Source organism: Paenibacillus sp. PastF-3, assembly GCF_029893135.1.
Classification (GTDB): Bacteria; Bacillota; Bacilli; order Paenibacillales; family Paenibacillaceae; genus Paenibacillus_AQ; species Paenibacillus_AQ nitricinens.
Window position 1 is genome coordinate 46,580 of sequence record NZ_JARXWM010000022.1, and the last position, 12,658, is coordinate 59,237.

General features: G+C 41.4%; 11 protein-coding genes. All 11 read left to right on the forward strand.

Going from position 1 to position 12,658, the window contains the following annotated elements; translation table 11 throughout:
- The first annotated feature begins 2 nt into the window (after nt 1-2).
- The 11 genes from M2444_RS29090 to M2444_RS29140 are packed head-to-tail and all read left to right on the forward strand — an operon-like array spanning nt 3 to nt 12,577.
- Nucleotides 3-1,067: a CpaE/TadZ family protein gene (locus M2444_RS29090; protein ID WP_280788733.1), complete on the forward strand. Its 1,065-nt coding sequence runs from the start codon at nt 3-5 to the stop codon at nt 1,065-1,067.
- Nucleotides 1,064-2,509 carry a P-loop NTPase family protein gene (locus M2444_RS29095; RefSeq protein WP_280788734.1) on the forward strand — a complete coding sequence of 482 codons (1,446 nt, stop codon included), beginning with the start codon at nt 1,064-1,066 and terminating at the stop codon, nt 2,507-2,509. Before M2444_RS29090 ends, M2444_RS29095 begins: the two co-directional genes overlap by 4 nt.
- A 12-nt stretch (nt 2,510-2,521) precedes the next feature.
- Nucleotides 2,522-3,571, forward strand: a complete 1,050-nt coding sequence (locus tag M2444_RS29100; protein ID WP_094876969.1) for a hypothetical protein — start codon at nt 2,522-2,524, stop codon at nt 3,569-3,571.
- An 11-nt stretch (nt 3,572-3,582) separates the two neighbouring features.
- Nucleotides 3,583-4,452, forward strand: a complete 870-nt coding sequence (locus M2444_RS29105; protein ID WP_280788735.1) for a hypothetical protein — start codon at nt 3,583-3,585, stop codon at nt 4,450-4,452.
- Between the two features lie 56 nt (nt 4,453-4,508).
- The gene (locus M2444_RS29110) at nt 4,509-4,700 is read left to right on the forward strand and encodes a hypothetical protein (protein ID WP_094870657.1); all 192 of its coding nucleotides are present in this window, start codon (nt 4,509-4,511) and stop codon (nt 4,698-4,700) included.
- 7 nt (nt 4,701-4,707) lie between these two features.
- Nucleotides 4,708-4,851 (forward strand): hypothetical protein, encoded by a 144-nt coding sequence (locus M2444_RS29115; protein ID WP_156113062.1) that lies wholly within the window; start codon nt 4,708-4,710, stop codon nt 4,849-4,851.
- 15 nt (nt 4,852-4,866) lie between these two features.
- Entirely contained in the window at nt 4,867-5,247 is a 381-nt protein-coding gene (locus M2444_RS29120; protein ID WP_280788736.1) for a hypothetical protein, read from the forward strand.
- Between the two features lie 20 nt (nt 5,248-5,267).
- Nucleotides 5,268-5,765, forward strand: a complete 498-nt coding sequence (locus M2444_RS29125) for a hypothetical protein (RefSeq protein WP_280788737.1) — start codon at nt 5,268-5,270, stop codon at nt 5,763-5,765.
- A 35-nt stretch (nt 5,766-5,800) separates the two neighbouring features.
- Nucleotides 5,801-6,466, forward strand: a complete 666-nt coding sequence (locus tag M2444_RS29130; protein WP_280788738.1) for a hypothetical protein — start codon at nt 5,801-5,803, stop codon at nt 6,464-6,466.
- A 5-nt stretch (nt 6,467-6,471) separates the two neighbouring features.
- A complete protein-coding gene (locus M2444_RS29135) occupies nt 6,472-8,736 on the forward strand; it encodes a PKD domain-containing protein (RefSeq protein ID WP_280788739.1) in 2,265 nt (754 codons plus the stop codon).
- 13 nt (nt 8,737-8,749) lie between these two features.
- Nucleotides 8,750-12,577 carry a PKD/REJ-like domain-containing protein gene (locus M2444_RS29140; RefSeq protein WP_280788740.1) on the forward strand — a complete coding sequence of 1,276 codons (3,828 nt, stop codon included), beginning with the start codon at nt 8,750-8,752 and terminating at the stop codon, nt 12,575-12,577.
- Nucleotides 12,578-12,658: the final 81 nt, after the last annotated feature.

A 12,658-nucleotide genomic window follows, 5' to 3' on the forward strand; every position in this document is an offset into this window, starting at 1 on the left:
TCTTGAAAATATTTAGTCTAGGCATAGATCAGTTAACCATTAATGATATCAAAAATGCAGGGTTTATTGTAATTACACAAAGTGTACTTCCTGATCCATCTCATACAGAGGGCCATATGCTAATGGTTACCAGTGACCGGATTCAAGCTCAGTCACTTAGCGAACTGCGCCGGAATTATCCGGGCTCAACGATCTTATATGTATATTTGCAAAAGGGAATCAGTGGTTACCAAGCTGTACATATGCTGTGTGAAAGCTTAGGGATCTATTTTATACCTCCTCGTTCTACCTCGTCAGCGGTGATAGAGAAGATTCGCTTTATTCTAGACGAGGATGGCGAGGAACGAGGTAATTTGGTTGGTTTTTTTGGATCTGGTCCGGGGATCGGCTGCACTAGTGTAGCTAAACTGTTTGCAAGGCGAATTGCCGCGGCGGGCCTTCGTGTTATTGTCCTTGGACTTGATTTATATGATCCCGGATATGACCGCAAAGCTACCATTAGTCTGGATAGGCTTCGATCAAGGCTCACTGGGAAGATGATTTATGATGAGGATTTTGAGCAATTGATTAAGCAAGACGGTTACTCGTATCTCCCAGGCAATTACGATTACTTGAGTGCACAAGATTATCAGGAGGATGAGATTGAATATTTTTTGGCTAGGGCTGGGGCAAATGCAGATGTGGTTATTGCTGACTTCGGCTCTATTCCGGAAAGTGCTGCATGGTATGTCGGAATGCACAAATCGGCACTGCGTATGATCGTCACTCATCCAAAGCATGAATACAGACTCGAACCTCTGCTAGAGCTTGCTGGGCATATGGATCTACGTCCACATGATTTTCAACTAATTATTAACCGCAGTAATGTGGAAGAAATATCTTCTCCTAAAAATCTAGCGCTTCGCTTTGGGACTGAAATTTTGCTGGAGCTGCCGTATTACCAGCCCTTGCAGGAGAGCTTACCCCTAGGCAAAAAAGAGCTGCAGCATGTGGATGATAAGGTACATTCTCTGCTCGTGTCCATGAGCCTGGCGCCAGAAGCTAAAAAGAAAGGTATATTCCTATGAATGGAAATCAACCTAACCGTCCATTGTTCTCTCTAAAAGAAAGTATCCTACGTATGAGCAAACCGGGCAAGGAAGACTTTTATGTATTTTTGCAAAAAATGAAAAACGATATGAACGAAGGGCTGGAACGTGAGGATGATGCTTATTTCGAGTTAAATGCGAAGGCGCTAATTGGGGATCCGCAGGCGGTTAGCTTTTTTATGAATGAGATAGAGAAATACTTGCGGAAGACACCCTTTACGGGCAAGCTTCCAGAAGCATACAGAACAGCTGCAGAAGCGCTCTATCATGAGTGGAAGGGCTTTGGTCCGGCGTATCGTTGGTTTACGGATCGTGCATACAGTGAATCAACCGGGCTTCAGATGATCGGAAAGCAGGTCTTTTATAACCATAAAGGTGAGTTTGTAGCTTATCCATATGAGATGCCTTCACTAGATCGGGTCGAACAGTTAAAGCGCTCCTTATTAAAAAGTGATCCCAACAAAAAGCTGAACAAGGACAACCCTTCAGTGGAGTTTAAAATGGATGACCCGCTCTGGCCTGGCCGATTTATTAGGCTTGCCATTTGGGTATCCCCGAGAGTATGGGATGGCTTCACCACAATATCGTTACGGCGGCAGGTTGTAGAGTTTCTGAGTCTAGACGATCAGGCGGGTACGGAATGTATTCCTGCGGAAGCGGTTGAAATGATTCGGGTGTTATCATCTACCTTTCGCAATAGCATTATTGCGGGCGCTGTAGGCTCGGGAAAAACAACCTTTGCAAACACGATCGTCGGTGAGCAACTGCTCGGATCTTCATCCTGTATGGGTGTAGTGATGATAGAAAAACATCCGGAGTCGATTTTACCTTACCAGATTAAAGGGCACCGAATTATTCCAATCCAGGCTGCAAATGAGGAATTGATGGAGGTAGGGGTAGAGTCACTGCGGCATGACCCAAACATTTTGTATATGACCGAGATGCGGTATAACGAATGGGAATTTTATCTGTGGAGTGGGGAAAAAGGGTATGACGGCATCACCGGAACCTTCCACACCGTTGATTCGGAGGATATTCCTTATCAAGGCGCTTTTGCCGTGTCGACAAGGATTGGCGGGAGCCTTAAGGGGCATTTGATCTCTGCACTGAAATCATGCGAGCTGGTCTTTATTCTGGAAAGTGTTCCGAACGGGAAAAAGCGGTTAACGCGAATATCGGAAGTCTTTTATGACGAGGAAAAGAACTCTGTATTTGCGAATGATCTGATGCGCTGGGAACCTCAGAAGATGCGTTGGTCTTATAATGACAAGCTGACGAAGAACCTGATTCTGAAGATGACTAGGAAAAATGAGCAGGCAACACAGTTGCTTCAGAAAGAGCTGGGACAGCTTGCAGCAGCAAAACCAATGGATCAGCCTATCAAAGAAAGCTTGAAATCTAAGATCATTCTTAACGAGTGAGGAGGTGAAACCGTGGATTTATTATTGTATATTTTTCGTTTTGTCCTTCATTTGTTAATTGTATGGGGAATTTGGCTGCTCATTAAACCGCTAATCGAACGGCATTTACGACAGGTAGGTCAGAAGTTCGATTATCGGATCAAACATAAAATGAGTATTTTTGGAAAAAGGGTTAGCTCGGTGAAAAAAAGGTTGTGGCTCTACCGTCATCTAGATAATCTTTTATATTTTGTACACCGAAAATATGAGCCGGGCATTAGCGTTATGCGATTTTTCATGCGTACAGCAATAGTGTTTATCGCGGTTTTTCTATCAGGACTACTGACGCTAAGCGAGCTTCCTGGGCAATTGAGTTTTAACAATCCTTTTCTGGAGGGGATAACTTTTAACGAAGGGCGTTCGATTCAGGGGGCTTGGAGATTTCCACTTTTTATGGCTGTGATTTCTGCGACGATTCCTTATTTTCGTATGAGATACATCTACGCGCAGAGGAAGGTGCATGGAAGCTATGATTTACTCGATGTAGTCAAAATCTCCACCAAATTCACTCACTTGTCGGTAGATTCCATTCTCGATCGGACAACGGATTTTCTTACGGATAAGAATGTGCTGAAGGGTCCTTTGAAGCTGCTAGGGGCTGCATTTTCCAATTACAGTAGTGAGAAGGAGCTTGTTGAGGAAGCCGGGAGATTTTCGAATGCGATTGGCACTACCTTCGCCCTAGAATTTATATCGGATCTGCTCTATGCCGAGAAGGAGGGGACCCGTTATTTAAAAAGCTCATTGATGCTGTTAAATCGTTCCATGGAACAACAGAGGGAAACGATTTTGACTGTGAAAGCGGGGAGTAGAGATGCGATTAGCCTTGGCTTATACGGAAATCTTTTGGTGCTGATATCAACGGTTGGAACCTTTATGTACATGCTGAAGCCTGATATCTATTTCCAATTGCAGTTTGAGACTACAGTAGGACTTTCTTTTTTGATGGTGATCATCTCCGGTCTTTTTATTTCTTTTGTGATTAGCACTATTCTTGCCAGACCTAAACTGGACTACCACTAAGGTGATGAGCTATGGACAGATTGTTACTATTAATTACTGTAATCGGGATTGTATATGTCGCTTTACTTGTCTTTATAAGCAGCAGCAGTAAACAGGAAAGATATCTTGTCCGATTAGGACTGCGGTGGAATAAGTTTGGGGAACGGATGCAGGGAGATAGACTCCAGCAATTATTGAACGATTCAGGTTTATCGATTGCGGCCCGTAAAATTACGCTTTTCCGTTACTCGGCAGCGCTGATTTATTTAATAACTCAAGTCATCAGTGATTTTATTCGTTCAAATTCTTTTTCTATCTATGACCCTCTAATTGCTCTACTTATTCTCATAATTAGCAGTCCGATGCGCTATCTTCCGTTTGGCTGGGTGCTTGCATGGCTTCATCAAAAAACGGTTATTAAAAAAGACGGTGAGCTGATCTCTTTCATCCGTCTATATGAGAATAATCGGCTGCGCAAGCGCGGATATGCGCAATTTGGCACTTTTTGCGGGAGTACGGCTGGACATTTTCAATATATACGTCAGGACTTGTACGAGTTGTCTGAACGAGCAGTAGATGAGGGTGTGGAGGGGGCGATTGAATGGTTCTGTGCCAAGTTTCCGGATAATCATAGTTTTATTAATGACATCCGGTCCATTTTGCTGGCTACTGAGGGTATGGAGGACGACACAGAAGCGGCGAATTATTTGCGTGAGCAAGGTAAGATTATATCCAAAATCTCCAGTGATCAGTATTTGAAAAAGTGGTCTTTTATCGGTGATTTATCTACGATCATTAATGTGATCCCATCGATTGCTACTTTTTTGATGATTGTCGCGATGGCGATGCAGTACATTTTGCTGATCAAAGGGAATTTTAATGGTGTCGGCATGTTCCAGTGAAAAATTGTATATTCAATATTATTTTAAAAATATAAAATAAAAGGGAGATTTTAACAATGAAAAAGGATGCTATTTCTACAGGTTTGTTTATTGCTATTGGATTTTTATGTGTGGCCATCGTAATTGCTGTTTTGATTCCTGTAGTTCGGGAGGTCATTGATGCTACGGATGATAATAAACCGACGATTCCAGGTGTGACTTTTATTCAACCACTGGATTCCAGCCAAACTTCAACTGCTCGGGTTTAATTCGATTATGAAAAAAGACTCTATCTCCATAGCAATGTTTCTGGCTATTGGCTTTGTGATCGCAGGGATGTTTATCACAGTAGCTACGCATATCATTGGCAGCAGTCAAGACGATATCATCACACATACTAAGCAAGTAGAGCAATATTAGAAGGAGGCGTTTCTATTGAAGGAGACCGTCCTCCGGGCATTATTCATGTGGCTTGTCCTGTTTATTATCCTGCAGCCCATATTTACCTATATTGATTATTTGCTAGATTTACAGGTCAAAGCTAATACGTCCTACATCACACAAAAAGCTGCAACAGAGGGGATGGTCACAGCGTCTATGCGGAACGAAGTGATTTCAAATCTCAAGGCGATTGGGTTCTCAGAGAGTTCTATAGAAATTACGAGCAGTACGGATACCATTCAAGAACGCAAGCAACGAATTGATGTGTATGTAACAGCACCGCGGATAAATTTGTTTCCGTATAACTTTTCCACAGTTTCGCAGCCGACCCGATATTATGGCCATGGGTCAATTATGAGTGAATATCTCGATTGATTAAGGGATGAGCCTAATTTATGGATTACATTATTAAGCTGGCATTTGTCCTGCTGATCTTTATCTACTCCTGGTTCTTTCAGATCCAGAATCAGGAGTGGGACATGCTGCGCAGCATGCTAAAAGATGCAAACAATATCGCTGTTCACGATGCTGCGCAGGAATTAGATGAAACTGAACTCACACGAGGTCGTCTAATTATCGATCCCGCGCTTGCTTACGATACTTTTCAACATGCCTTGCAGGCGAATCTTGGGCTTGATAACGGCCTTTCTCCTCAAGTAGGCAGTCGTTTTAAGAATCATGTAAAGATCGTGAAGTTTGATATTATTGATGATTCCGATGGAGTGACTTTTCCGCTTTTATACGAGGATAGTGAATATGGCATTACCAAATACATAGAGGGTCCCTCGGTTATTGCCGTTATCGAGACGGAACATCCGTTGCTGATCTCCAGAGCCAAAACACAAGAGCCAATCAGAGTACCTGCAGTTCAGGAGTATAAGTTCAATAAGTAGGAAAAATCCAATTGAGACTAGGGAGAGATTCGGGGATGAAGAAGAGAGTTGTAAAGGCGACTTTGGCAGCGGCAATGTTATTTAGCGTGGTTTTAGGGCAGGGAGTGGCTGTAAAAGCGGAAACGATTACACCAGTAGTTACGGCTAAGCCAACAGGAACAATGGAACCAGCAACCACGGCGAAACCAGCAGCTACGCTAGCGCCTATTATGAGGGATAATCTGTTTAAATTTGGGCTGAAAAAAGAAGTAGATCTTCCGGTAACAATCAGCGCTGGAGGATTAACGTACACGTTAGAAAAGCTGATGTTTTACGACGTAAAGTCTAAAGAAGCACAATCTCTAATGAAGCTGTATGATTTCTCTGATAATATTTATAAATCACCTACGAAATATATGGTATGGACTAAACTTACCATTGAAAATAAGGGTAGTAAAGTCATTCAAGTAAGTGCGGTAGATTTGAATGAGAAATGGCATCTTAAAGTGGATAGTGTTAATCTTCTTGCACCAACACCAGGAAAAACAATGTTAGAGTTGAACAATAAGGAAGCATTGTGGAATTGGGTATTGAAACCGGGTGAAAAATTGTCTAGTTATCAAATGTATGGATACTTTAAAGACCCTTCGGTTATTTCTATATATGCTAGTTTTGGTGGGGGTTTTGAAGAAAAATATATTGTTAAACGTCCAGGAGAATAATATTTATGAAAAAAATCTGGATAGTTCTGATTACAGTTATATTAATTTTTGTATATATCCCACAGAATATTAAGGCAGCTAATTCGCAAAACAAAACAGTGTCAATACCTTCGGAAATTCTTAGTGGGTCTGCAAATGCCCAAAAATCTTACTACTTAGATCTTCCAAGTGGAGTATCCAGTTCGGCAATTGATGTCTCTTCTCTTAAATATAATGGGACCAATCAAAAGGTTGCTCTGACAATGGAGAATGGAAAAATAAAGGTTACTTTAAAGGGCGTAGAAGCAAAGCAACGAATAGATAATGTGCTCGGTTATCACGGCTCATTTGAAACCCTTTTTGTAACAATTCCCGGTAATTCTATTTGGCGATATTCAGACGGAGTAAGATGGCAGATAAATGAATGGGACCCATACGCTAATGCTCAAAAACATAGCGATAGGAATGGACAAGGTAATGGTACACCTAGAAATGATCCACCTGATATGACAGTGGTGACTCAATCTGAAGTATCACGTTCGGGAATTAAATGGTACGACAAAAACGTAAATTCGGTAATTAATTCATCTCAGATCATAGAGTCAACTGTCCAATTAGTTGTACCTAAGGAATCGCTTCCAACAACATATGTTAATCATAATGTTGTAAATGGGAATCAATTTATTATTTATTATAAAACTAACGCAGCTTTAAAAAATTATAATCCTGAACAATTAAGTTCAAATTTTGATCCAAGTGGTCATGCGTTAGGTAGACGTTATAAAACAAATTTAAGCTACTACTTTAGTGGTTCGGCTAATGTAACTACGTACAAATATAGTGGAAATGTCTCCTTTGATTACACTCTACCTACAGAACCTACACTTACTGGAACGGTAACTCTAAATAAACCTAATCCCAATCCTACGAAATTGGGAGATAAAGATGAACCTGTTCAAATTTCACTAATGGGGCAGCTGCAAGGATACAATGATGCTGCAAACATTGATGAGTGGGTGTTCTATGCTAAAGAGAAAGACAGGAACAACACACTCAAAACGAAAAAGGAGTCTGCAAAGACATTTAACGTAAGCACTTTGTTTGACTTTGAGATCAAAAAGTCGAGTGTAACGGGCGAACATTTTACTCGGGAATATGCTTTAACCGTGCTCGTCCGCTTTAAAAAGCCAATCGTCACAAAGAATGGAACCATCACCTCTCTGGAACAGCCCCTACAGATTTCAGCAGGTGTTTATAAAAACCAACCCCTGGTTACTTTTCCTCCACCTCCGACCAAGCCAACAGAACCGGAAGGAAAGCCACCTATTGCGAGAATATCAACAGCTAGATACATAAAAGCAGGGTCTGATATGCTCGTTAGCGGAAATGCTTCCTATGATCCGGATGGATATATCACTGATTATGCTTGGAGTACATCTGGAGCGCAGGGAGAAATCGGAAATGTCCCAAGGGGGTATGTATGGTATACCATAGAGCAAGTTGGAGAGACATTTCCTATAGCTCTCACAGTCGTTGACAATGATGGACAAATAGGTAGTACAAGTACAGAAGTTACCGTCATTGAGCCGAAACCGGCAGCAATTATAGATATAGAAGGAACACTTAAACAGAATCGTAAAACGACATTGACCAATAGAAGCCAGAGTCCAACACGCTTTCCGTTAATACCATCGAAAACACGAGTTACTATTACTGCGGTTTCTGGTGGGACGAATGCAGATATTAAGTACAGTGGCACATTGTCTGATTTTGAAAGCAAAGACGTCTTATTTAAGAAACCTGGAAAATATAAGGCTACGATCTATGTGGAAAACACGCTTGGATATTCTTCAAGTAATGAGATCACTTTTGATATTATTCCAGATGAAGCGCCGTACAACTATTTTACTCTGCCTGGAGTGGTATATCGAAGTCCTGACTACGCTAATAAAGCGGTGGTTTCATTGGATGATATTTCCTATTCGCCAGATAAAGATGTAGTGGGTCGGAGACTCTGGGAGTATCGCTATGATTCGAATAATGACGGGAGTTTTAGCGGAGAAGCATGGGTGATCTTCAGTAATGAGAACAAAGATCGCTTAAATTTAGAACTGAGCGAGGTAGGGAAATATGAAGTCCGACTTACAGTGTTTGAAGAGTTTGGTCAACCAACCATTGATGAGTTTGTGACAGAAGCTGATCGGAAATCTACAAATTCAGATGGACAAAAGTTAAGCTCACGGATTGTAGAAGTGAAAAATCGAGCGCCAGAAGTTGATTGGTCCTGGTAGGAGAGGTGCTTAAATGAAAAAAACAAAAGAAATACTTTCACTAGTAATTATAATCACTATCCTATTCGGAGTGTTCCCTAGGCAGGGAGTGTATCTTCAGACAGCAGAGGCTGCGACTGGTGATCCTAATTTCATTACTTATAAAGATATAAATATACCCGCTGATACTTCGTTTTATGATGCTGGTTGGAATTATGGTACTATGCGTGGGACTATAAATAACCAAAAGCTAACGAATATTAAATTTAATCGTACCACTAAGCAACTTACATTTGACCTTAGTTCGGATGCAACATTGACTGTAGGAGTGAACTTGGTTCCCTCACAAAGTGCTCTAGATAGACGTGTCGTTCGCGCGGAGTTATGTGTAGCGGCAATACCAGAGGGGGCACCATTAGATTTACCAGTCTACCAATATAATTGTCCGAGCTACTGGTCAAATCCAAATACCAATTGGACCCCATTGTATAGGAGCTTTTTTGCTGGACCGTTTAACCCGAATACATTTGATCATACATTTAATCTAGCGACAGATGCTTATTCAAATGTTTTAGGGAATTTAAGTTATGGTGAACTTCCAATAGGATTAGTACTTAACTACGCTGTTGGTGCTGGTCAACAGGATTCATTTGGTGGATTTAATCCAGATAAAGGATTTGGAGGGCCGTACATTGGTCATAGTTTTCAAAGAGTATTTCCTTTGATACCTAATAGTCCACCTACCATTTCGTTAAATACACCTAATAATCAAGTCCTGCAAAACGAGCCTGGACGCAACACACTTAACATCGAGGGATATGTCCATGATCCAGATAATGATGATCTTATCGTAAGTGCTGAGATACCCAATGTATTTTATAGGAAAACGATAGTCTCTCAAACGAAAGGGTATCAGTATTTCTCTATTCCCGTAGATGCCGTAGCTGATTCGATCCCGCCAGGCGATTATACGATGACTGTAAAAGTAGCGGATCCTTCAAATATGTCGGAATCCGTGAATATGACCTTTAAAGTTACAAACCGACTGAAGCGAAACGCTTTTGTTCTCGTTAATAGTCCTATAGAGAATAGTGGCACCACCTATGAAGATTATGAGTGGGATGCTAAGTACGCTGATCGAGTGAGATATGATCATGATCCGAATTACTTTGATAACTCAATGGGGATTATAGGGGATTCGGGACTATGGAGGACGAGCCTTTACACTTCATTTCCGTATACCGGACAATATGTAGTGAGTTATCAAGCTAAGGATATACCGAAACAGGATGCTCGCTTTGCTGAATATCAGATGTGGAGTAAAGATGCCGCATCTACGATGAGTTTTAAAGTTCACCGTAAGCCAATAGCGCTTTTTTCAGCAAGGCTTATCAATGGAAATGTTCAATTAACAGATTCATCCTACGATTTAGATCATATTACAAGTGCTGATAAAGGGATTGTGCAGTGGCAATGGCAATATAAAAAGAGTCTTGATGAGATGTGGATTGACGGGCAATCGCCTGGGGGAGTTTTTGAAAAGGACAGTTACGACATCCGTTTAAGAGTCCGTGATGTGGATGGAGATAATGGGATCGGTGTTTGGAGTGATTGGTGTCAACGTACTGTGGGCAATGCTGCTGTTAATCTACCCCCCGTTGCGTTATTTACCGTTGATCCGAATATCGTTTCCTATCGTAAATCTACGACCATTATAGACAAATCTTTTGATCCAGATAATGATCCTTTAGATGTATACTACTGGACTGTAATCAAAGACGGATGGAATAAAGTATGGGAACATTGGGGTGGAGCTACAACACCGCCGAACATCGTATCATTCGGTGAAGGCAACTATCAACTCAATCTACAAGTACATGATAATCGTGGCTTGTGGTCAGATGGGTACAGTCAAAATGTACAGGTAGTCAATCATCCACCGGCTGCAGCATTTACAATGCCTAACGAAATATACCGCGATACGATTATCACAATGGATAACTTAACACCAGATCCGGATGAAGATGGAGATGTTTTATCTTATGCCTGGAATGCAAAATTTAATGACTCTCCCTACTACTGGGCAGGAAACAACCGTTATCAATCAATGACCATTCGTGATCTTATTAATCGTAACGGTATATCACATAAAAAAGCCATTTCTGATGGTTGGGAAATGCAGCTCACAGCCTCTGATGGAAGGTTGAGCTCTTATGCGACCCGTACATTTATGGTTAAGAATCATGTTCCTGTTGCTAAGATTAACGGACCTTCATTCGTAAATCAGTATGATACGAAACAATTTACGTCAGAGGATATCGATGAGGATACATCAGATCAAGGTTCTTTAGAATACTACTGGAAAGTAACGAACAGTACGGGTGAAATGAAATCATATCTTACTCGCGACATTACACTTACTTTCTCAGATCCAGGGGTATATACGTTAGAACATTGGGCAATCGATCAAATAGGAGATAAGTCGAATATCGCTGGATTGCAAGTCCAAGTGAAAGAGAATTTGGCGCCTACTATGACTTTAACTAGCCCTTCAGGTACAGCAACAAACCCATCTGTGATTGATGCGGATCAAGGCGATCCATTAATTAAATGGACTTACGCAGATCCGGAAAATGATTCACAAGAGAAATACAGGTTAGAGTTCTTTACGAAGGATGGTCTATTAGTCTCCACGATAGAAAATCCGGATCCTACAGGATTGCTCAGACAATATCAAATCCCAAATAATACATTTGAACGGTTTGAATACTTTACAGTGCAAGGTCGGTCATACTCCAAATTTTCATGGTCAGATGTATCAAATGAAAAAACATTCATCATCGATAACGCACCTAAGCCGGGATTCACTCTGATCACAGATACTGGTAAAGATGCGGCTAAGGTACCGATCTACAGGACGGACGTTCTGAACATTAAGAGTACCGCCTCTGATCCGGACGAACCAAAAGGAGATATAATCAGCCACAAGTATTTCTTAAAACCATCAAGTGGAACAGAAGCCCTAGCGAGCACTCAAAAGGACTTCACGAAGCAGTTTAGTAGTAATGGTGTCTTTACCTTTAGACAAATCGTTACAGATTCATTGGGTCTGCAACGTGAGCTTTCGCAGAACATTACAGTAGTCAACCGGATACCGACGACTACAATAACGTACCCAACCAGTGTTGATCCATCTAACCCGACAATCGCAAGCACACTTACCCCGATCATTAAATGGGATTATCAAGATGAAGACGGAGATCTTCAGCAACGTTATAAGGTGCGAATTATTAACTTGGCCACAGGTGTAATCAAGGTACAATCTGGTGAGCAAGTATCAAGCGCTAAGCAATGGCAGATTCCAGTTGGTTCACTGATCGAAAACGAGAAGTATGCAGTCGAGGTTGAAGTTTTTGACGGGTTCAGCTGGGGCAATGTTTCTGCACGTAAATATTTCATGGTTAATCTATTAAGTATAAAAGGTGGAGTGAAGCACACTGAAGAGTGGAACAACAACCGTAAAGGTTATAATCTGAAAAAGAGCGGCAATGAGGAGAGTCCAAGAGGATACAATGTATTTTGGGCAGGTGAACGTTTTGTTCTGCAAGGTACAGCAACAGGTCTCCCAGATACTGTGCAAGTGACTATGAACGGAGGGTTTACTACGCAGCTCAGCCCAACTAACGACGATAAAACCTTCTGGACAGGTGAAATGTACGATAGCTCTTTTGAAAAGCTACCCGATGGCCCTGTTACTTTTACCTTTACGGCTCAGAATGCGTACAACACCAAAACGGATACCGTTACAGTTGTTATATCATCAGATTGGGCGGAGTATTTCCAAAGTCATCGAATAAAGTAGAGTAGGGCCTATATCACCTATCCCATTTCTTTTTTGCGTGACTTCACAGGATCATGTTAATGTTGAAGCATTGTATCAAAC